The sequence below is a fragment of the Microbacterium sp. B19 genome, assembly GCF_000333395.1.
Classification (GTDB): Bacteria; Actinomycetota; Actinomycetes; order Actinomycetales; family Microbacteriaceae; genus Microbacterium.
In genome coordinates, this window is record NZ_BADA01000324.1 from 1 (window position 1) to 20,612 (window position 20,612).

The window sequence follows — 20,612 nt, forward strand, 5'->3', positions numbered from 1 at the left end:
GATTGTTACCAATCCGCCTCCCGCGTCATCCTTCGCGAAGTGCCTGCACCATCGATCGCAGTGCGATCCGCGCCGCCGCCTGCTCGGCATCCGTCATCCCGCCGAGCATGGCCGAGCTCCCGGTGCCGCGCGGATTCGCGGCATCCCGCCGAGTGTCGTAAGCTGGTCGGCGGTGACGTGTCCGAGCGGCCGAAGGTGCAACTCTCGAAAAGTTGTGTAGGGTAACCCCCTACCGTGGGTTCAAATCCCACCGTCACCGCCAGCGTCGAAGCCCCGCGATCCTTGTCCTCACAGGGATCGCGGGGCTTCTGTCTTGGTCCGCACGGGTCATCCGAGGCCCTCGCGAGATGGCGTGTCGCCACGGCCGGTCATGCTCGCAGCTCGGATCGTCGTCCCCTCAGGACGCGACGCCGGTGGTGGACGCCTGAGTCGAGCGCGCGTACCGATGGGCGATCGGCTCCCTGGACAGAGCGTGCTGTGGTGCGCCAACGGTGATCCGGGCGGCGAGCGGCGCCTCCGACGATCCACCGATGAAGACCTCGAAAGCGCCTGGTTCGACGTCGAAGCCCGGTACGGAGTGCGACTCCGACCAGAACGCAAGGTCATCGAAACCAAGCTCGAACGACACCGCCCGCGATTCCCCGGCCTCCAGGTGAACGCGGGTGAAGCGCCGCAGCACTCTGACCGGCTGCACGCGATGGGCGACGACGTCGTGGGTATACAGCTGAACGACTTCGTCCCCCGCGCGGTCGCCGACATTGGTCAGGGTTATCTCGAGGCCGAACGTCGCGCCGTCCCGCAGGGCGTTGAGTGCGACATCCCCCTCGCGGAGTCGAGCGCCGGAGTACTCGAAACGTGTGTAGGTCAGGCCGTGTCCGAAGGGCAGCAGTGGTCCCAGGTCGAGGTCGAGGTATTTCGACGCGTACTTGTCGTCGACGTTGTTCGGGCCGTGCAGCGCCGGGTCCCACGTGGTGGGCGCCATGCTGCCGCCCGTGGTCGCGGGGCGCCCGGTGTTGTCGTGGCTGTAGTGGGTCGGCACCTGACCGCTGCTGCGCGGGAACGAGGCGGGCAGCTTGCCCGACGGTGCCGTCTCGCCCATCAACGCCGACACGATGGCGGCCGGCGCCTCGGTGCCGAGGTGCCATGCCTGCAGCACGGCGGGAGCACGGTCGAACCAGTCGCTCACCACGAGCGGGCGGCCGCTTTCGAGCACGACGACGAAGGGCACGCCGGTGTCGGCGATGGCGTGGATGAGCGCCTCCTGCTCGCCGGGCAGGCGCAGGTCGCTGCGCGACGCCGCCTCACCCGAGATGTTGCTGGGCTCGCCGGCGAACACGATCGCGAAGCCGATCTCCGCAGCCTGCGAGGCAGCCGCCGCGCGCAGTGCCGCCTCGTCGGTGCCCAGGAACGACGCGCCCGCGCTGACCACGACGTCGGTGCCGGGAAGGCGCTCGCGCAGCGCGTCGACGATGCGGCCGGCCGGGGTCGCGAACGCCTGCACCCAGGCACCGAGGTGGTCGGTGCTCTCGGCGTACGGTCCCGTGACGAGGATGCGCTCGCGGTCGGCGAGGGGTAGCAGGTCGCCGTCGTTCTTGAGCAGCACCATCGTGTCGGGGGCCATGCGTCGGGCGATGTCGCGGTGCTCCGGCGTCGCCGCCACGATCTCGCGCTCCGCGACCACGTACGGTCGCTCGAACAGGCCGAGGGCGGTCTTGAGCGCCAGCACGCGGCGCACGGCCGCGTCCACCACAACTGGTGACAGCTCCGCCTCGCTCAGCGTCGGCACGCCGTCGGCGACGACGTTGCCGCCCATCTCCACGTTCAGGCCGGCGGCGAACGCCAGCTTCAGCGCGTCGGCCGCATTCGCCGCGATGCCGTGGGGGATGAGGTTCATGACACCGTCCGCGTCGCCCACGGTCACGCCGTCGAAGCCCCATTCCTCGCGCAGCACGCCGGTCAGCAGGCGCCGGTTCGCGTGCACGGGCAGGCCGTCGATCGTGTTGAACGAGGCCATGACGCTGGCGGCGCCGGCCTCGACCACGGCCTGGAACGGAGGCAGGTAGACGTTGCGCAAGCGGTACTCCGACATGTCAGCCGTGTTGTAGTCGCGGCCGCCCTCGGGCTGGCCGTACCCGACGAAGTGCTTCGCGGTCGCCGCGATGGCGTCGGCCGCGGACAGGTCGTCGCCCTGGTAGCCGCGCACCATCGCCGCACCGAAGCAGCTGTTCAGCAGCACGTCTTCGCCGAAGCCCTCGACGATGCGCCCCCAGCGGGGGTCGCGCGAGACGTCGATCATGGGGGAGAAGGTCCAGTTCACGCCCCCGGATGCCGCCTCCCGGCCCGACACGCTCGCCACCTGCTCGGCGTGCCGCGGCTCGAAGCTCGCGGCCAGCGCCAGCGGCGTGGGGAAGATCGTGCGCTGGCCGTGGATGACGTCCAGGCCCACCAGCAGCGGGATGCCGAGCCGCGTGTTCTCGACGGCGTGGCGTTGCATGGCGTTGGTGGCTTCGGCATCGCCCTGCCAGAAGATGGAGCCCATTCCGGCCGAGATCAGCGCGCGGGTGCGCGCCGGGTCGGGATGGTACGTGATCTGCAGCTGTCCGAGCTTCTCCGCCCACGTCATCCGGGCGAGGAGGTCCTCGATCCGTCGGTCACTCATCGTCGTTCCTCTCCCGGAAGTCCGACACGTCGTCGAGCGTCCACGGTTGCAGCGTTGCGTAGCGGTACCAGTCCCAGGCGGCGATGATCCACGGACCCGACGCCGTCGCGCGCGTGAAGCTCACGAGCAGGCTTCCTCGACGGTGCTCGATGCGATCGGCGCCCCGGGGCGCGAGGAACGTCGCGCTGACGAAGACCCGCGCCGACAGAGCGTCGGCGGCGATGCCGACCACCGGTGAGGTGGCCAGCACGAAGCCGCGACCCGTGCCGTCGGCAGCGAGCATCTCGCGTGCCGAGCGTGCAGCGGCGGGGCTGACACGGGGGTCCTCGAGCGCCGGCACCCCGCTCTGGTTGTAGCGGTGGCAGATGCCCATCACGGTGTTGCGCAGCTCGAGCGTGATGAGCGTGCGTGGCGAGACGCCGGCATCCGAGACCGCGCCCAGCGCCGGAGGCAGCTGCGCCCAGGCCGACGGATCGGCACGGTGACGCTCGAGCACCGCATCCGGATGCTGCGGCCAGGGGATGGTGCGCGCCAACGGTCGCCAGCGCAGGCGTGCGAACTTCCACACCCCGTCATGTCGGGTGAAGAGGTTGTCATACCTGCCGACGACGTAGCGGATGCCGCCGGTCGGCTCGTCCCCGGTGAGCTCCGCCCCGAGGGTGGTCCACGACGCGCGGACGATCCCGTCCTCGTCGGCCGGCTCGATGTACTGCGTGGCCGGGAGATGCGTGGCCCAGCCCTCCGCGGGCTCGGCGCCGTTGATGCTCACGTCGGCGCCGGGCGCCAGCAGCCGGGGCAGCTCGGAGCGCGCCCCGGCCTGCGAGGCCAGCAGCATCCGACTCTGCGCGAACTGCACCCCGTAGTAGACGCTGGCCTTCACGCGCTCACGCTCCCGTCGTCGAAGAAGGGGTGCTGGATCAGGCGCATCTCGTGCCGCGTCGCCGAGGAGTCGTCGTGCGCGGCGTCCCAGCTCCAGATCGGGTGGGAGAGCAGGAAGCGCGCGTGCAGCTCGCTGATGCGCCAGCCGCCGGCCTCCTTCACGACGCGGTCGTCCCACAGCTCGAACGCCGCGCGCACCGTGTACGGCGGCGAGAACATCTCGGGCGAGAAGTTGAGCACCAGGTAGCCGAAAGTGGGCGCGATGACGCGTCCGTGCGCGCCGTCCGCGTCGATGTCGATGAGCGGGGTGCAGATCTGCCAGCCGGTGTGGAAGGAGTCCTCCCGGGGCGAGACCTTGGCGAGGTCAGTGAATTTCTGACGGATGGCGTCGAAGCCCGTGACGACATCGCCGGCGACGTCGAACAACGGGTCGTGCTCGCTGAACAGCGCGGGGATGTCGGTGTGCCGGTGCAGGGCGTACGCCTGCTCGTACACGTACTTGCGCTGCTCGACATCGAGGACGTCGTCGGCGTTCATCGCGGCCGGCGACTCGGTCTCGGCTGCGTCGGTCACGAGGCGACGGCTTCGCGCCGCAGCGTGTCGGCGAGGAAGCGCACCGCCCGCTCGAGCTGCGGCATCGGATCCACGCCGTCGAACACATGCTCGGCTCCGGGAACGATCACGACCTCGGCGGACGAGCCGGCGGCCGTCAGCGCGTCGGCCAGCTCCCGGCTCTGCGACGGCGGGACGCCGCGGTCGAGCTCGCCGTGCACGAAGAGGAACGGCGGAGCGTCCGCGCGCGCGTGCTGCACCGGCGAAACGATGCGGCGGCCCTCGTCGCGGGTGTAGGGCGATCCGTCGAGCAGCTCGTCGGTGGGCGGGGGCAGGACCTCGCCGAACTGCGCGAGCATGGCTGCGGTGACCGCCTCCGGCAGGTGGTCCTCGGCGGGCATCGTGTCTACATCGGTGACCGGGTAGAAGCAGACCGCCGCTGCCACGGAACTGTCGCCGTCGGCCACGCCGATGGAGCCCTCCAGTCGCGGATCACCGCCGACGAGGGCGCACAGCGCCGCCAGATGTCCGCCGGCGGACTCGCCCCAGACCCCCACCCGCCCCGCGTCGAGGCCGAGCTCGTCGGCGAACGCACGGAGGTAACGGATCGCCGCCTTCGCGTCGTGCAGCTGCGCGGGGAACGCCGCCTCGCGGGCGTGGCGGTAGTCGATCGTCGCCACGGCGATGCCGGCGTCGATGAGCAGTTGATCGACGGACCCCAGCGGCCAGTTCGGCGGAAGCAGCTCGCGGCCGCCGAACATCCAGGCGCCACCGTGGATCCACACCACGACCGGTGCCGGCGACTCGGCCGACGCGTCGTCGGGCACGTGCAGGTCGAGCTGGAGGTTGCGGTATCCGACCGGCGCGGCGTACGTGATGCCCGCGTACGTGCGCGCCCCGCGCGGGCGCGCGGCGCGCACCGACGGAGGGTAGTAGGGCGGGACGAAGCCGTCGCGCATGCTCGGAGCGGTCAGCTCAGTGGGCGAGAGTGTCATGAATTCTCCGCGGGAGTCGGGGTGGGTCGGCCGTGCTGCCTCAGCGGACGGCGGTGATGGATTCGGTCTGCTCGCTCAGGAACGCGCGTCGCTCCTGCCGGCGGATCCGCTGCAGCTTCGGGTCGGCGATGGGCGCGGCCAGCAGCAGTGCACGGGTGTAGGGGTGAGCCGGGTCTGAGATCACCTGTGAGGTGGCCCCGGACTCGACAATCCGGCCCTGTCGCATCACCGCAACGGTGTGGCTGACGTGTCGGACCACATCGAGGTCGTGCGTCACGAAGAGCATCGCCACGCCGAGGCGCTGCTGGATCTCCTCCAGCAGGTCGAGCACGCGCGCCTGGGTGGACTGGTCGAGCGCACTGACGGGCTCATCGCACACGATCAGACGCGGCTCACGACACAGTGCGCGCGCGATCGCGATGCGCTGGCGCTGCCCGCCGGAGAACTCCCGGGCGTAGCGGCGCCCGGAGTTGGCGGGCAGGTGCACCTGCTCGAGCAGGCCGCGCACACGCTCGTTGGCGTCGCGGCGCGACGTGCCCGACGCCAGGAGCGGCTCGGTGAGGATGTCGGCCACCGTCATCGCCGGGTTCAGCGAGGTGTACGGATCCTGGAACACCACCTGGATGTCGCTGCTCAGCGCGCGGCGCCGACGCCCGGACAGCCGGGCGATCGAGCGGCCGTGGAAGCGGATGTCGCCCTCGGTCACCGGCGCGAGCCCGAGGATCGCGCGGCCGATCGTGGTCTTTCCCGACCCCGACTCGCCGACGAGACCGAGCGTCTTCCCGGCCTCGATCTGCAGGCTGACCCCGTGCAGGGCGCGGAACCCGCCCCGGCGCAGCCGGCCGGGGTACTCCACCACCAGGTTCTTCACGTCCAGCAGCGGCTCGCGCGTGGCGTCGTCCGTGACCATCAGTGCGTCTCCTCGCGCGTCGGCGTTGCGGCGGCGTCGGTGATGTCGCCGATGTCTCCCGCGGGCGATCCGGTCTCGGCCGCGTTCAGCAGCATCCGGGTGTACTCGTGCTGCGGGTGCTCGAACAGATCGTCCACGTCGGCCACCTCGACGATCTGGCCGGAGCGCATGACGGCGACGCGGTCGCAGATGTCCGCGACGACGCCGAGGTTGTGGGTGACGAGCACGACGCCCATCTCGCGCTCGGCCTGGAGACTGCGCAGCAGCTCGAGCACGTCGGCCTGGACGGTGACGTCCAGTGCCGTGGTCGGCTCGTCGGCGATGAGCAGCCGGGGGTTGCAGGACACCGCACCCGCGATGAGCACGCGCTGCGCCATTCCGCCCGACACCTCGTGCGGGTAGGAGCGGAAGGTCCGCTCCGGATCGGGGATGCCGACCCGGGCGAGCAGACTCAGCGCCTCGGCCTTCGCCGCGCGGGTCGACAGGCCCAGGTGGTGTCTCATGGGCTCGACGAGCTGGAACCCGATGCGGAACGACGGATCCAGGTTGCTCATCGGCTCCTGCGGGATGTAGCCGATGCCCGAGCCGCGCAGAGCGTTGAGGTCTTTGCGTGAGAGCGAGAGGAGATCGACACCGTCGAAGCTCAACCGGTCGGCGCTCATCCGGGCTTCGCCGGGCAGCAGCCCGAGTACCGAGAAAGCGCTCTGGGATTTGCCCGAACCCGACTCGCCCACGAGCCCGAGCACGGTGCCCCGCTCGACCCGCAGCGACACCCCATCGACGACGGTGACCTCGGAACCGTCCGGCCGCGGGTACGACACCCGCAGGCCCTCGACGGTCAGCAGCGCGCGCGGATCGTCCTCGGACGCCGGTGAAGTCGCGGATGACGGTGCCGCAGCGACCTGCGGCGTCGGTGTCGCGGCGGCCGCGGCGCGCTGGCGCCGCGAACGGCGACGCGCGTCGGAGTCGCTGTCGCCGCTCAGCGCGTCGCGCAGACCGTTGCCGATCAGTGTGAAGGCGATGACGGTGAGCACGAGTGCGATGGTCGGCCAGATGAACAGCCAGGGCGCGGTGTAGACGTTCTGCGTCGCATCCGCGAGCATCAGGCCCCAGCTGGCCCGATCGGCCGAGCCCAGCCCGAGGAAGGCGATACCGGCCTCGATGCCGATGCCGGCGCCGGAGAGCAGGGCCGCGTAGATGATCGTGGGCTTGATGACGACGGGCAGGATGTGCCGGCGCATGATGCGGACATCGGTGAGTCCCGACACCTTGGCGGCGTCGACGTAGAGCTCTTCGCGCACGGCGCGCACCGAGCTGCGGATGAGGAGGAACACCGTGGGCGAGATCAGCACGCCGAACACGGCGAGCGCCAGCGCAGAACTGCGGCCCACCCGGGCGAGTACGACGAGCAGCACGACGATCGCCGGCAGTGACAGCACCGCGCCACTCAGCCACGACGCGACCGCGTCGACCCAGCCCCGCCGGTATCCCGCGAGTAGTCCCGTGGGCACGCCGACGAGGAGACTCACCGCGACGACGATCAGTGCGCTCTGCACGCTGGTCTGAGCGCCGTAGAGGAGATTGGCGAACACGTCGCGCCCGACGCCGTCGGCGCCCAGCGGATGGCCCGGGGAGAACGGCGGGGCGAGCACGTCGGCGAGGTTGCTGGTCGTCGGATCCTGCGGCGAGATGACCGGTGCGAGCACGGCGAGCACGATCAGCACGACGACGTAGGCGAGCGAGACGACCGCGGCGGGGTCGCGGAGCAGGCGGCGAATCACGCCGGGGCGGGGCTCGGTGTCGTCGTCGAGCGAGAGCGCGTTCGCGGCGCCGGGCACGAGATTGGCGGTCATGCCACCCTCACCTTCGGGTTGATCCATCCCTGTGCGAGATCGACGAGGAGGTTCACGACCACGACGAGCACGACCGTGACGGCGACGACGCCCATGACGACGGGCAGATCGCCCTTCGACGCCGACGTGTTCGCCTGCGTGCCGATCCCGGGGATGTTGAACACCTTCTCGACGATCACGGATCCCGATATGGCGATGATGAAGCTCAGCGAGACCGTGGTCAGTGCCGGCCCTGCGGCATTGCGCAGAGTGTGGCGCAGCAGGACGCTGCGCGTGGGCAGACCGCGGCTGCGCAGGGTGCGCACGTAGTCCTGACGGAGCACGTCGATCGTCGACCCTCGCACCTGAAGGGCGATCGTGGCGATCGAAGCCACCGCGAGGGCGATCACGGGGAGCACGATCGAGGCGAACCATCCGGCGGGCGAGGAGAGGAATGAGGTGTACCCGGTGGGCGGCACCAGACGCAGCTGCACGGCGAAGACGACAGCCAGCACGATCGCCACGAGGAACGCGGGTACCGACTGAATGAGGGTGGCGAAGATCTGCAGACCCCGATCGAGCGCTCCGCGGCGCGTGGCGGCGAGCATGCCCACGGCCGTGCCGATCAGGGTGGACAGCAGAATGGCCGCGATCACCATGGACAGCGTCGGCGGCACGGCATAGCCGAGCAGGGCGGTGACCGGCTGACTGGAGTACCACGATGATCCGAGGTCGCCGGTGACGGCGGCGCGGAGCCAATTGAGGTACTGCACCACGAGGGGGAGGTTGAGGCCGAGCTCGACTCGCTTGGCCTCGACGACTTCGGCACTGGCGGTCGGGCCGAGGATCTGCCGGGCAGGGTCGTTTCCGACCGAGTTCAGCAGAAAGAACGTCACCGTGAGGATGACGAAGAGAAGGAGCAGTCCTCCGCCGAGGCGGCGGAGAATGAAGAGGAACACGGGAACTCCTATGTGAGATCGGAAGGGGGCGCCCGGTATCGGGCGCCCCCTCCTGCAGCGTCAGGACGCGGGCGTGAAGTTCCAGATCGGCGGCCACGTCGAGTACTTGCGCGGCTCGACGTCGATCTTCGTCGACGCCCCGAAGATGCTGTTCGGCTGCACGATCGTGGCGAACCATGCCTGGTCGACGACGTACTTGTTCAGCTCCTTGAACGTCGCGTCGGCGTCCGCCCCGCTCTGGGTCTGCGCCTTGTCGACCAGGCCGACGATCGTCGGGTCCGAGTTGTGGAAGGGATTCCACAGCGAGTCGGGCATGAGCGCGAGCTGAGCGAACGACCAGGGCTGGTAGCTGTTCAGGTTGAACACCGCCGCCGGGTACTTGCCCGACAGCAGGTCGGAGATGAACGTCTCACCGTTGACCGGCTGGTACTGCGCGGTGATGTTGATCGACGCGAGAGCCTCGGTAACCGCCGCCTGTCGCTTCGGGTCGATCGGTGAGAGGTCGGGCATCGGCAGGTCGAAGCCGTTGGTGTAGCCGGCATCCGCCATGAGGGATTTGGCCTTCTCGAGATCGAAGCCGTAGGTCTCGAACGACGGGTCGAAAGCCGCGCTCTCGGTACTGAAGGACTGGTCGGTCACCGTGCCCACGCCGTTGAAGACCTGCTGGAAGATCGTCTGACGATCCAGCGCGTAGTTGATCGCCTGACGCACACGCACATCGGCGAGGGCAGGCACGATCGAGCCGCCGCGATCGAAGAGGAACAGGCCCGTCGCGGTGTAGGCCGGGAAGGACTCGACCTTGAGCCCATCGGACGCGAGCGTCTGGCCGATCTGGTCGGAGATGCCGGCGAAGTCGATCTGGCCCGACTTCAGCGCGTTCACGATGGCGTTCGCGTCGTTGAACACCGTGATGGTGATCTTGTCGTACGGGAAGTCCTGCTTGTTCCAGTAATCGGCGTTGCGCTGATAGACGTACGTGACGCCGATCTGCGACGCCGCGGCGTCGAAGGTGTACGGGCCGGAGCCGACCGGGTCGGTCGCGAGTCCAGGAGTACCGAGCGCCTTCGGGCTCGCGAGCGCGCCCGCACCGGCGCCCAGGTTGGACAGCAGCGCGGGATCGGGTGCCGACAGCGAGATCTCGACGTGGGTGGCGTCGACCGCGGTGACCGAGTCGACGAACCTCAGCTGACCGCCGGTCTCACCCGTTCCTGCCTTGGCGGCTTCGAGGTTCGCCTTGACCGCGTCGGCGTCGAGCTTGGTGCCGTCGGTGAAGTTGACGTCGTCGCGCAGCGTGAGGCTCAGCTTGGTCTGCGAGTCGTCGTAGCTCCAGTCGGTCGCGATGCTCGCCTGCGGCACCCCGTCGTTGTCGTCGCGCAGCAGCGTGTCGTATACCGGCTGCACGAAGGTCAGTCCTGGGCCGGCGTCGAAACTGCCGGGGACGAAGGACGCGATCGGCGAGACCGCCCCCAGTCGCAGCTCCCCGCCGCTTTGGGCGTTCGGCGCGGAACCGCCGGAGCAGGCGGACAGGATGAGAGCACACGCCGCGATGACTGCGGCGACAACTCCTTTGCGCATGATTCTCCTCGTTGAAAGTCGTACGGCTCCGCGACCGATCAGCTTTGAGCCGGTCCGGTGGAGGCAGGCCTCCTGACCGGTGGTGGTGCCGGTCGGCGAGAGCGGCGATGAATCCGGCTCTCGTGTGGACGAACATAATCCGGGAACCGGAATAAGAAAAGTCAGTTCTCGCTATGAGGACTATCGATGGGATCGATGGCCGCATCCGAAAGGGGCGCTGATGCCCACGATCGAACGATCGCCGATGCGCTGGCACGGAGAAAGAAGGGGATCGTTCGGACCTCGCCGAACGTGATCACCTCAGCGCGCAGGCGGCGTGCCGTCTGCGCGCCCCGCGGCCGCTGAGGCGAGAAGCCGCGCGACGTTCGTCTTGTTGAACAGCTCGCCGATGGCCAGCTGCGTGGCTCCCAGCATTCCGCTGACGAGGTCGTCGAGCACCGAGAATTCGATGATCAGATCCTCAGTGACCTCGGACGGGAGACGCTCGTGGAAAGCGGCGAGCACCGGATCGAGTGCGTAGTCCCGCGCACGTGCCACGCCGCCACCGATCACCAGCATGTCGGGAGCGGAGAAGCTGACGAGATTGGCGAGTGCGCGCCCGAGGACGCCGACCGATCGCTCGATGAGCCTGAGAGCGGCGACATCGCCCTGATCGGCCGCGAGCGTGATGTCGTACGGCTCCACCGCCCCTGTCTCGGCGAGGGTGCGAGCGAGAGCCGTGCTGCGTCCGGTCCGTGCCAGCAGAAGGCCGTCCCGTGCGATCGCCCAGCGACTCGCGACCGCGTCCAGGCAGCCCACCCTTCCGCAGACGCACGACATCATGCCCGCCTCAGGAACCGCGATGTGGCCGACCGACCCCGCGCGTCCGTGTGCTCCGCGATAGAGTCGACCGCCGGTGATCAGCGCGGCCGCCGTGCTGGATCCGCCGCCGAAGTACAGCAGGTTCTCCGCACGTGCGGCGCGAGGGTTCGCGACGACCTCGACGAGCGCGAGCAGATTCGCCCGCCCATCGACCCAGACGGGCACGGGCCAGAGCCGGGAGAGCGTGTCCCGCACGGGGTATCCCGCCCACCCGGGGAGCAGGGGCTCCTCGAGCGGCGCCCCGGCATCGAAATCGACCGGTCCAGGGATGCCGACGCCGGCGCCGAGCAGATTGCCCGCGCCCGCGTTCTCGTCGATGACGGCCTTGGCCAACGTCGCCACCGTCGACATGATCTCGTCGGGACCGTGGCGAGCATCAATCGATTCGCGGCGGGAGCTGAGTATCACGCCGGCGATGTTCGCGGCCCCGACGACCAGCTCCGTGGTCTCGATGTCGACGCCGAGCACGAAGCCGGCGTCGGGGTTCAGCGACAGCTTGCGCGGTGCCCGTCCGCCCGTCGAGGGTCCGCGTTCTCCACTGAGGATGAGTCCGGCTTGCTGCAGCTGGGTCACCCGTTCCGCGACGACGCTCCGCCCCAACCCGACCCGGTCGGTGAGCGTCGTCTGCGTCACGCCGTCGTCGAGGCGGATCGCATCGAGGACGGCCGAAAGACCGGCGTGCCGCTCACGCGCCATGACGGCCCTCCTCTGCCCGAGTCCTTTTGACAATTATGCTGCCGCGCCGCGGATATTCCGGTTGCCGGAAGATCATCGACGCGGGGACGTGCAGTGCTGCGCGCGGTCAGGTGGGGCTGATCCGCGTGCACGGCGAGCTCATCCCCGCAGCGCCTCCGCCGCGATCTCCACCAGCCGGTGCGATCGCTGCTCCTCGTGCGCGGTGATCGTCACCGCCGCGTCGAGGTCGGTCGCGATGTAGACGTACTGGCCGTAGAGCCCGTCGAGGCGCCATCCGTCGCCGGGGCCTGCCCACGTTGCGAGGCCGTAGCGCACGAAGTCGCCCTCGCCTCCGGTGTCGACGACGTCCGAGTGCATGGCCTCCGCCCACTCTGCGCTCACGATCCGCTCGCCGTACCACAGGCCGCCGTCGCGCAGCACACGGGCGATCCGCGCGAGTTCCTCGGTGCGGAGCTCGAGGCCGCTGCCAGCGACGATCCAGCCGCGCGGGCACCGGTGCCACTGCGGGTTGTCGATGCCGAGCGGATCGAAAAGTCGGGGGAGGAGCCAGTCGCGCACGTCGCCGACGGCCGCGCCGAGCATCCGCATGGCCACATAGGTACTGGCATCCGAGTACTGGAAGACCGTGCCGGGGCCGCGGGTCGGGCGGCGGAGCATCTCCTGCGCGAGGTCGGGCCACGGCGCCGGCTCGCGTCCGAACCACGTGAAGTCGATGCCGCTCGTCATCGTGAGGAAGTGCCGCAGCGTCACCGCCTCGACACCCGCGCCGAGCTGCATGTCGGGCAGCATTTCTCCGACGCGCGTGTCGAGCGACAGGATGCCCTCGTCCGCCGCGATCCCCGCGGCCAGGGCGCTGACCCCCTTGGACACCGAGTAGATGTTGACGCGGTCGTCGCTGCGCCACCGGTGTTCGGCCACGTCGTCCCCGAGGAGGACATGGATGCCGTAGGCGGCGAGCGACTCTTCGTCGATCGCCGCCACGATGCGTTCGAGCGCGGTGGACGCGGATGCCACGGGCAGACCTCTCTTCGCGGGTCGGTGTCCGTTCAGGATCGCAGGTCCGCGCCGTGGAACTGCAAGCCGGTTCAGTTCTGAACTAATTCTGAATACAATGAAGGCATGGCTGCCACGATCATGCGCACGGAGTTCCAGTCTTCCGAGCTGAGCCGCAACTCCTCGGAGGTGTTCGAGGCTGCCGAGGATCATCCGGTCGTCGTGACTCGCCGAGGCGCCGAGTCGCTGGTGCTGATGACCGAGCGTGAGGCGGAGGCCAAGCGCAGCCTGCTGGAGTTCGCGGCCGCGCTGATCGCGGTGACCACGGACGACCGCGGGACTCTCGCCGAGCGCATGGCCGACCGGTTCCCGTGGATGTTCGCTCTCTCGGAGGCGGATCGGAAGGAATGCGCTCACGAGCTCGTCGATGCAGCTCGAGCCTCCTTCGCCACTCAGCAGCCGCACCTCGCCGTCGCGACGATGACGAGCTGGCGGGAAACCGCCGAAGCGATCGCCGCGGGTCTCGGTGCCGCGCCGATCGACTGGATCGAGGCGAACGTGAGCGTGGAGCGCCCGTAGGCGTGGCGAAGGAGGAGCCTGTCTCCCGGCCTATCAAGAAGAGCGAGTTCACGATCGTGTGTGCCAGCAGGCAGGCCGAGAAGGGCTGGCAAGACCTCAGGGCAACGCAGAGGAACGCCCTTGCCGATGCGTGGGATTTCCTCACTCGCACGCCTCATCTCGTGACTCCCACGAACTACCCGTTGAAGGGCGAGCTCCGCACGGTCACCCGTGCCGGCAAGACGCACGAGCGATGGCAGCACAAGCCCACTCTGGGCGGATCTGCCCGGATCTGGTTCTACGTCGAGGGTGACCGGGTGTACCTCGAGGACGTCTCGACGGCGCACCCGAACGCGACGAAGTAGCCGGATCGCCCGTCCAGCTCGGCCGTCCGCTACGTCAGCAGGTCCATCAGCGCCGCCGCGGCGGGGGTGCAGCGGCGGGCGGAGGCGATGACCCCGACGTCCCAGTGCACGTCGTCCTCGAGCGGGATCCTGATCAGGTCGCCGAACTGCGCGAGCAGGTGGTCGGGGAGCAGCACGTAGGCGAGGCCGCTCGCCACGATCTCGGCGGCGGCGTTCAGGTCGTTGACCTCGTAGGCCACGCGTGGGAACGCCTTCGCCTCGTCGAAGGCGCGGTCGGTGATCGTGCGCAGGGCCCAGAACGGGCAGAATCCGACCGCGTCGCGCTGGTCGAGGTCGCGCAGTGCGAGCGATTCCCGGTGCGCGAGTTCGTGCGAGGCTCCCACCCCGACGCTGAGGTTCTCGGTGTACAGCGTTTTCACGAAGAGCCCGGGCTCGGATGGTCGACGCAGCGGCGCCACCGCGATGTCGAGCGAACCGTCGTTCACGGACTCGAAGAGCCGCACGGTCGGCGCCTGGCGGAGTCCGATACGAACCGGGGGGTGGGCGGCGCGGAAGGACGCGAGTGCGGGCGCCATGCCCTTCCATGCGCCCTGGGTCACCCCGATCGACAGGCTCCCGCTGAGTTCCGCGCTGGTCGGCGAGACGAGGTCGCGGGTGTCGTCGACGAGCCTCAGGATGCCACGGGCTCGCTCGAGCAGCACGGTCCCTTCCGCCGTGAGGGACACCCGGTGCGTGGTCCGGTCGAACAGGGGCGTTCCGAGTTCGGCCTCGAGGCCTTTGATCTGCGCGCTGATGGCGGACTGCACGACGTGGCAGCGGCGCGCGGCGCGGGTGAAACTCAGCTCCTCCGCCGCGGAGACGAAGTACTCGAGTTGCTTGAGCTCCACGCGGCTCCTCCGATCGTTTTCGCAGATGACGCAAATCTCGGACGGTCGACACGAACGAGGCATGTGCGGCCGATGTATGCGATTGCATGGATAACGGCGCATCCGCCGCACTCATTCCTCGCCCCGAAAGGCATCCCATGAACTCCACCGCCGGTCTCATCGCTCCCGAAGACGCCGTCCTGCTGATGGTCGACCACCAGAGCGGACTGCTGCAGGTCGTGCGCGACATCTCGATCGCCGAGCTGCGTATGAACGTCGCCTCGGTGACCAAGGCCGCCACCCTCGCCGGCGTGCCGGTCATCGCGACCGCGTCGGTGCCCGCCGGCACGAACGGCCCGCTGATCCCCGAGGTGTTCGACAACGCCCCGCACACCACCTACGTGTCGCGCCAGGGGCAGATCAACGCGTGGGACGTCGAAGGCTTCCGCGCCGCGGTCGAGGCCACGGGGCGCAAGACGCTCCTGATCGCGGGCATCATGACGAGCATCTGCGTCGTCGAGCCCGCCCTCGCCGCCCTGGCCGACGGCTACACGGTGTACGCGATCATCGACGCATCGGGCGCGTACTCGGACGCGTCGCAGCGCATCTCGATCGCGCGCCTCACCCAGGCCGGTGTCGTCGTGGTGGACACGGAAGCCGTCATCAGCGAGCTGCAGCAGACCTGGGCGCGCGCCGACTACGCCGAGTGGGGCGCGCTGCACTCCGCCGTCATCCCGTCGTACTTCGCCGCCGCGGAACTCGCGCAGCGGTCGGCCGCCGAGGCGACCGGTGGCGAGGGCGCGGATGCCGAGGTCAAGTGGGCCGAGGCGCGTGTGGTGAACGCCTGACGCTCCGGGCATCGGAGGAGGCCCCGCGGTGTGCGCGGGGCCTCTTCGCTTCCCGCGGGACCTTCGCCCCTGCCGTTCCCGCCCTTCGCGCCTAGCGTGCGGAGTATCGGAACGGTTCGAGGAGGTGCCCCGTGGAGAGAATCGTGATCGGTGTCGATGGCAGTGCGGCCTCGCGGTCCGCGCTCGCGTGGGTCGCGGAGCGCTGCGGACGACACCCCGTCGAGGTCGACGTCATCCATGTCTCTCGGCATGCGGGGTCCGGTCCGGACGACCCGCTCGTGGTTGCGGAGCAGATCCTCCGTGACGCGACGCCGGGACAGGTCGTGCGCGTGCACCCCGTGGACGGGCCCGTCGCGCAGACGCTCGGGGAGGAGTCCGCCGACGCGGACCTGCTCGTGATCGGCGTCGACCCGGCGCACCCGGTGCGTGCGGCCCTGGGCGGCTGGCTTCCGGTCCGCGTGATCGGGCGGACGCGCGCGCCGCTGTGCATCGTTCCGGCCGGATGGGCGCCGCGGCCGGGTCATCGCGTCACGGTCGGATGGGAGGACGACCTCTCGTCGACCGAGGCGCTCACCTTCGCGGCAACGGAAGCGCTCAGCACCGACGGGCGGCTCCGCGTCGTCCACGCGTGGCACCTGCCCGAGCCCGTGGCCGACGGAGCCGTGGCGCTCCTGGTCCGGCCCGATCACGTCCTGCAGGAGCATCGGGAACTCCTGGATGCCGCGGTGCAGACGCTCGAGCGCCGGTTCCCGACCCTGCACGTCGAGGCGGAGCTGACGCGCGCCTCCGCCGCCGAGGCCCTCGCGCGGCACTCCGAGACCGCGAGCATGACGGTCATCGGGACCCACCGGGACGGCGTGCTCGCGGGTGGCTACCTCGGGTCGGTCGCGCAGGATCTGCTCTGGCGCACGGGCTGCCCGGTGGTCGTCGTGCCGGCGTCGAGCTTCCCGCCGCGCGGGCGCTGAGGCGGGAGGAGATCCGGGGAGGGGAGGATGCCACGACCCGGTGCCGTCCTCCCGTCGCCGAACGTCCTCCCCTCCGCCGTCCCGGGTCACCCGGCAACCGGGCGGAGGTGCTGCTGGGTCCGGCTCCGCCGCCGCCCTACAGTGGGCGGATGCCCCGAATGAGGACGCCCCGATGCTGGTGACCGTGACGTTCGAGCCCGAGAGCGGTTCCGGAATCGACGCCACCGTGCTCGGCTACCTCCTGCACAAGCATCCCGCGCGCGCCCAGACCTTCACCGCGCCGGTCGGCGATGTCCACGTGTTCGCGCCCGAAGCGACCGCCGACCGGTGCACCTTCGCGCTCGTGCTCGAGGTGGATCCGATCGGCCTCGCCCGCAACAAGAGGTTCCGGGGCGATGCCGGGGCGCTCGATCACTACCTGAACGACCGGCCGTACGTCGCGTCGAGCATGCTCGCGGTCGCGATCGGGGCGGTGTTCCGCACCGCGATGACGGGGCGGAGCGACTCGTATCCCGACCTCGCGGCGGCAGAGCTGCCTCTGCGCATCGACATCCCGGTGGTCTCCCTCCGGGGCGAGGACGACCTGGTGCGCACGCTCTTCGCGCCGTGCGGGTGGGAGGTCGTCGAGACGCCGATCCCGCTCGACCCGGCTTTCCCCGAATGGGGCGATTCCCGATTCCGGTCGGTGACGCTGACCGGCCGTGTGCGGCTGGCCCACGCGCTCCGCCAGCTGTACGTGCTGCTGCCCGTGCTCGACGACGCGAAGCACTACTGGGTCGGAGACGACGAGGTCGCCAAGCTCGAGCGCGCCGGTGAGGGGTGGCTCGCCGCGCACCCCGAGCGCGACCTCATCACGCGCCGCTACCTCCGGCATAACCGGTCGCTGGTGTCTCAGGCCCTGGAGCCGACGCCCGAGGTGCGCGCGACGCCGTTGCGGGAGAGCCGCGCGGACGCCGTCCTCGCCGCGCTGGCCGACGTGGGAGCGCGCAGCGTCGTCGACATGGGATGCGGTCCGGGCGCGCTGCTCGTGCGTCTCGCCGAGGACCGATCGATCTCGCGCATCGTCGGTGTGGACGTGTCCGGGCGTTCCCTCGAACAGGCGGCGCGGGCGCTGCGCCTCGATCAAGCATCGGATGCCGAGCGCCAGCGTATCGAGCTGCTCCACGGATCGGTCGTCTACCGGGACGATCGCCTGCGCGAGTTCGACGCGATGGTGCTCATGGAGGTCATCGAACACGTCGACCCGTCCCGGTTGCCGGCGGTGGAGGATGCCGTCTTCGCGGGCGCTCGGCCCCGAGCCGTCGTCGTGACCACGCCCAACGCCGAGTACAACGCCCTGTTCCCCGCTCTCGCACCGGGCGCCTTCCGCCACGACGACCACCGGTTCGAGTGGACGCGAGCGCAGTTCCGCGCGTGGGCGGAGGCGGTCGCGGCGCGCACCGGCTACGCGGTCGAGTTCCGGCCCGTCGGCCCCGAGGATGCCGACCGCGGTGCGCCGACCCAGCTCGCGCTCTTCCGTCGGGAGGTGACCGCATGAGCGTCCTCGACATCCCCGCGCTGTCGCTCGTCGTGCTCGTCGGGACCTCCGGTTCGGGCAAGTCGACCTTTGCGCGGACCCACTTCGGCCCGTACGAGACGCTCTCCAGCGACGTCTTCCGCGGGCTCGTTTCGGGCGACGTCGCCGACCAGTCCGCGACCGAGGCCGCCTTCGACGCCCTCCAGTACGTCGCGGCGAAGCGCTTGGACGCGGGCCTGCTGACCGTGATCGACGCGACCAGCGTCCAGCCCGACGCCCGTCGCCGACTGATCGAGCTCGCCAAGGCGCACGACGTCCTGCCGGTCGCGATTGTCCTCGACGTCCCCGAGGCGACGAGTCTCGCGCGCAACGCGGAACGCACCGACCGTGTCATCCCGCCCGCGGTGGTGAAGCGCCAGGCCGACCAGCTGCGTCGCGGGCTGCGTCACCTCGGCAAGGAGGGCTTCCGCAAGGTCCACGTGCTGCGCACACCCGAGGAGATCGCGGCCGTCGAGATCGCGCGCACCCGCCTGCTCAACGATCGGTCCGACGAGCGGGGTCCGTTCGACGCGATCGGCGATGTGCACGGATGCCTCAGCGAGCTGCAGACGCTCCTCGGACGGCTCGGGTACGAGATCGTCCGCGACGAGCAGGGGCGCCCGATCGACGCGACCCACCCCGCCGGACGCCGCGTGATCTTCCTGGGCGATCTGGTCGACCGCGGGCCGGACGTGGTCGGTGTCCTCCGCCTGGCGATGGGGATGGTGGCATCCGGGTCGGCACTCGCGGTGCCGGGCAATCACGAAGCGAAGCTGGTCCGCGCCCTGCGCGGCGCGCGGGTGACGCCCACGCACGGCCTCGCCGAGACGCTGGCCCAGCTCTCGGGCGAGTCGCCGGAATTCCGTGAGCGGGTGGCCGCGTTCTGCTACGACCTGGTGTCGCACCTCGTCCTCGATGAGGGGCGTCTCGTGGTCGCGCACGCCGGGCTGAAGGAGGCGTACCACGGCCGCGCGTCCGGGCGCGTGCGCGCTTTCGCCCTCTACGGCGAGACCACGGGGGAGACCGACGAGTTCGGGCTGCCCGTCCGGTATCCGTGGGCGCAGGACTACCGCGGACGCGCGGTCGTCCTGTACGGCCACACTCCCGTCCCGGCCGTCGAGTGGGTCAACAACACCGCGTGCCTGGACACCGGATGCGTGTTCGGGGGCGCGCTCAGCGCCATGCGGTACCCCGAGCGCGAGGTGGTCTCGGTCCCCGCCGAACGGGTCTGGTACGAGCCCGTGCGTCCGCTCGTCGCGGAGGAGCCGCAGCGCGCCGGCGGCATCCTCCAGCTCTCCGACGTGCAGGGGAAGATGCTCGTCGAGACGGCCGCGATGGGGCGCATCGGGATCAAGGAGCAGCAGACCGCGGGCGGGCTCGAGACGATGAGCCGGTGGGCGATCGACCCCCGGTGGCTCACCTATCTGCCGCCCACGATGTCGCCGCCGACGACCTCGTCGCGCGAGGGGTTCCTCGAGCATCCCGACGAGGCTTTCTCCGCCTTCCGCGACCACGGCGTGACCGACGTGATCTGCGAGGAGAAGCACATGGGATCGCGCGCGGTCGTGCTCGTCTCCCGCAATCCGGCGCGGTTCGACGCGCCCGAGTCGTGGCGCGGCGCCATCCACACCCGCACGGGCCGCGCGTTCTTCACCCCCGAGATCGAGTCGGCGACACTCGCCCGTCTCGACGACGCGCTGGAACGCGCGGGGGTTTGGGCCGAACTGGATGCCGACTGGGTCCTCCTCGACGGCGAGATCGTGCCGTGGTCGGCCAAGGCGGGCGACCTCATCCGCGACCTGTTCGCCTCGGTGGCGGCGGCGGGCACCGCGGCGACCGAGGCGGCTTCGCGAGTGCTGGAGGTCGCCCTGGCATCCGGGGTCGATGTTGCCGCGCTCGCCGCGCGCACGCGTGTCCGCGCCGACGACGTCACCCGCTTCCGCGACGCGTACCGGAGGTACGTCGACACCGCGGGCCCCGCGCGCTTCGCACCATTCCAGGTGCTGGCCGCGGGCGACGCGACCTTCGAGACGCGCGACCACGGCTGGCATCTCGAACTCGCCGACCGGATCGCCGCGGCGGACCCCGACCTGGTGATCCCGACCCGTCGGCTCCGCGTCGACCTCGGGTCCGCCTCCTCGGTCGTGGCCGCGGTCGAGTGGTGGGAAGAGATGACGGATGCCGGGGGTGAGGGGATGGTCGTCAAGCCCTATGCGAACTTCACCCGGACGAAGAAGGGCCTGGTGCATCCGGGAATCAAGGTGCGGGGGCGCGAGTATCTCCGCATCGTCTACGGCCCCGACTACACGGTGCCCGAGAATCTCGCCCGCCTGCGCGATCGCGATGTCGGCTTCAAGCGCTCCCTCGCGCTGCGGGAGTACGCCCTCGGCCTCGAGGCTCTTCGACGGGTGACGTCCGGCGAGCCGCTCTGGCGTGTGCACGAGGCGGTCTTCGGCGTGCTCGCGCTGGAATCCGACCCCATCGATCCTCGACTGTGACGGCCCCCGGCTCGATACCCTCGCGCAGGATCTGCGCTCACCCGCG

17 protein-coding genes and 1 tRNA gene are annotated in these 20,612 nt (G+C 70.1%); 7 read left to right on the forward strand and 11 right to left on the reverse strand.

The window, feature by feature from the left end:
- The first annotated feature begins 171 nt into the window (after positions 1–171).
- Positions 172–262: transfer RNA gene (locus I5G_RS11365), tRNA-Ser, on the forward strand.
- 135 nt (positions 263–397) lie between these two features.
- On the opposite strand, the gene I5G_RS22050 is transcribed toward I5G_RS11365, so the two are convergent.
- From I5G_RS22050 to I5G_RS11415, 10 genes are all read right to left on the reverse strand, one after another.
- Positions 398–2,659, reverse strand: coding sequence for a glycoside hydrolase family 3 N-terminal domain-containing protein (locus I5G_RS22050; RefSeq protein WP_022879155.1), 2,262 nt, complete (start codon positions 2,657–2,659; stop codon positions 398–400).
- Positions 2,652–3,539 (reverse strand): nuclear transport factor 2 family protein, encoded by an 888-nt coding sequence (locus tag I5G_RS11375; RefSeq protein ID WP_022879156.1) that lies wholly within the window; start codon positions 3,537–3,539, stop codon positions 2,652–2,654. Before I5G_RS11375 ends, I5G_RS22050 begins: the two co-directional genes overlap by 8 nt.
- On the reverse strand, positions 3,536–4,111 hold the full coding sequence (locus I5G_RS11380; RefSeq protein ID WP_022879157.1) for a nuclear transport factor 2 family protein: 576 nt from the start codon (positions 4,109–4,111) through the stop codon (positions 3,536–3,538). Before I5G_RS11380 ends, I5G_RS11375 begins: the two co-directional genes overlap by 4 nt.
- Positions 4,108–5,085 (reverse strand): alpha/beta hydrolase, encoded by a 978-nt coding sequence (locus tag I5G_RS11385; RefSeq protein ID WP_022879158.1) that lies wholly within the window; start codon positions 5,083–5,085, stop codon positions 4,108–4,110. Before I5G_RS11385 ends, I5G_RS11380 begins: the two co-directional genes overlap by 4 nt.
- A 40-nt stretch (positions 5,086–5,125) precedes the next feature.
- Positions 5,126–5,995: an ATP-binding cassette domain-containing protein gene (locus I5G_RS11390; protein WP_022879159.1), complete on the reverse strand. Its 870-nt coding sequence runs from the start codon at positions 5,993–5,995 to the stop codon at positions 5,126–5,128.
- Positions 5,995–7,848 (reverse strand): ATP-binding cassette domain-containing protein, encoded by a 1,854-nt coding sequence (locus I5G_RS22055; RefSeq protein ID WP_022879160.1) that lies wholly within the window; start codon positions 7,846–7,848, stop codon positions 5,995–5,997. The genes I5G_RS11390 and I5G_RS22055 overlap by 1 nt, the downstream gene beginning before the upstream one ends.
- Positions 7,845–8,786, reverse strand: coding sequence for an ABC transporter permease (locus I5G_RS11400; protein ID WP_022879161.1), 942 nt, complete (start codon positions 8,784–8,786; stop codon positions 7,845–7,847). The genes I5G_RS22055 and I5G_RS11400 overlap by 4 nt, the downstream gene beginning before the upstream one ends.
- 60 nt (positions 8,787–8,846) lie before the next feature.
- Positions 8,847–10,361, reverse strand: coding sequence for an ABC transporter substrate-binding protein (locus I5G_RS11405; protein WP_022879162.1), 1,515 nt, complete (start codon positions 10,359–10,361; stop codon positions 8,847–8,849).
- 300 nt (positions 10,362–10,661) lie between these two features.
- Positions 10,662–11,918 carry an ROK family transcriptional regulator gene (locus I5G_RS11410; protein ID WP_022879163.1) on the reverse strand — a complete coding sequence of 419 codons (1,257 nt, stop codon included), beginning with the start codon at positions 11,916–11,918 and terminating at the stop codon, positions 10,662–10,664.
- A 138-nt stretch (positions 11,919–12,056) separates the two neighbouring features.
- A complete protein-coding gene (locus tag I5G_RS11415; RefSeq protein ID WP_022879164.1) occupies positions 12,057–12,932 on the reverse strand; it encodes a serine hydrolase in 876 nt (291 codons plus the stop codon).
- A gap of 105 nt (positions 12,933–13,037) precedes the next feature.
- Between I5G_RS11415 and I5G_RS11420 the strand changes: the two genes are divergently transcribed.
- Both I5G_RS11420 and I5G_RS11425 read left to right on the forward strand, forming a co-directional pair.
- Positions 13,038–13,490 (forward strand): type II toxin-antitoxin system prevent-host-death family antitoxin, encoded by a 453-nt coding sequence (locus tag I5G_RS11420; protein WP_022879165.1) that lies wholly within the window; start codon positions 13,038–13,040, stop codon positions 13,488–13,490.
- 2 nt (positions 13,491–13,492) lie between these two features.
- Positions 13,493–13,834 (forward strand): hypothetical protein, encoded by a 342-nt coding sequence (locus I5G_RS11425; protein WP_022879166.1) that lies wholly within the window; start codon positions 13,493–13,495, stop codon positions 13,832–13,834.
- A 29-nt stretch (positions 13,835–13,863) separates the two neighbouring features.
- On the opposite strand, the gene I5G_RS22060 is transcribed toward I5G_RS11425, so the two are convergent.
- A complete protein-coding gene (locus I5G_RS22060) occupies positions 13,864–14,721 on the reverse strand; it encodes a LysR family transcriptional regulator (protein WP_022879167.1) in 858 nt (285 codons plus the stop codon).
- A 137-nt stretch (positions 14,722–14,858) separates the two neighbouring features.
- On the opposite strand from I5G_RS22060, the gene I5G_RS22065 reads away from it, so the two are divergent.
- The 4 genes from I5G_RS22065 to I5G_RS11450 all read left to right on the forward strand — a co-directional run bounded on the left by I5G_RS22065 (position 14,859) and on the right by I5G_RS11450 (position 20,566).
- On the forward strand, positions 14,859–15,548 hold the full coding sequence (locus tag I5G_RS22065) for an isochorismatase family protein (protein WP_022879168.1): 690 nt from the start codon (positions 14,859–14,861) through the stop codon (positions 15,546–15,548).
- 131 nt (positions 15,549–15,679) lie between these two features.
- The gene (locus tag I5G_RS11440) at positions 15,680–16,513 is read left to right on the forward strand and encodes a universal stress protein (protein ID WP_022879169.1); all 834 of its coding nucleotides are present in this window, start codon (positions 15,680–15,682) and stop codon (positions 16,511–16,513) included.
- Positions 16,514–16,685: 172 nt separating this feature from the next.
- A complete protein-coding gene (locus I5G_RS11445; RefSeq protein WP_022879170.1) occupies positions 16,686–18,050 on the forward strand; it encodes a 3' terminal RNA ribose 2'-O-methyltransferase Hen1 in 1,365 nt (454 codons plus the stop codon).
- Positions 18,047–20,566, forward strand: a complete 2,520-nt coding sequence (locus I5G_RS11450) for a polynucleotide kinase-phosphatase (protein WP_022879171.1) — start codon at positions 18,047–18,049, stop codon at positions 20,564–20,566. The genes I5G_RS11445 and I5G_RS11450 overlap by 4 nt, the downstream gene beginning before the upstream one ends.
- The last annotated feature ends 46 nt before the right edge of the window (positions 20,567–20,612 follow it).

Coding starts and splice junctions, on each gene's coding strand:
- I5G_RS11420 (WP_022879165.1), top strand. CDS start 13,038: ATGGCTGCCACGATCATGCGCACGGAGTTCCAGTCTTCCGAGCTGAGC.
- I5G_RS11445 (WP_022879170.1), top strand. CDS start 16,686: ATGCTGGTGACCGTGACGTTCGAGCCCGAGAGCGGTTCCGGAATCGAC.
- I5G_RS11450 (WP_022879171.1), top strand. CDS start 18,047: ATGAGCGTCCTCGACATCCCCGCGCTGTCGCTCGTCGTGCTCGTCGGG.
- I5G_RS22055 (WP_022879160.1), bottom strand. CDS start 7,848: ATGACCGCCAATCTCGTGCCCGGCGCCGCGAACGCGCTCTCGCTCGAC.
- I5G_RS11385 (WP_022879158.1), bottom strand. CDS start 5,085: ATGACACTCTCGCCCACTGAGCTGACCGCTCCGAGCATGCGCGACGGC.
- I5G_RS22065 (WP_022879168.1), top strand. CDS start 14,859: ATGAACTCCACCGCCGGTCTCATCGCTCCCGAAGACGCCGTCCTGCTG.
- I5G_RS11405 (WP_022879162.1), bottom strand. CDS start 10,361: ATGCGCAAAGGAGTTGTCGCCGCAGTCATCGCGGCGTGTGCTCTCATC.
- I5G_RS11410 (WP_022879163.1), bottom strand. CDS start 11,918: ATGGCGCGTGAGCGGCACGCCGGTCTTTCGGCCGTCCTCGATGCGATC.
- I5G_RS11390 (WP_022879159.1), bottom strand. CDS start 5,995: ATGGTCACGGACGACGCCACGCGCGAGCCGCTGCTGGACGTGAAGAAC.
- I5G_RS22050 (WP_022879155.1), bottom strand. CDS start 2,659: ATGAGTGACCGACGGATCGAGGACCTCCTCGCCCGGATGACGTGGGCG.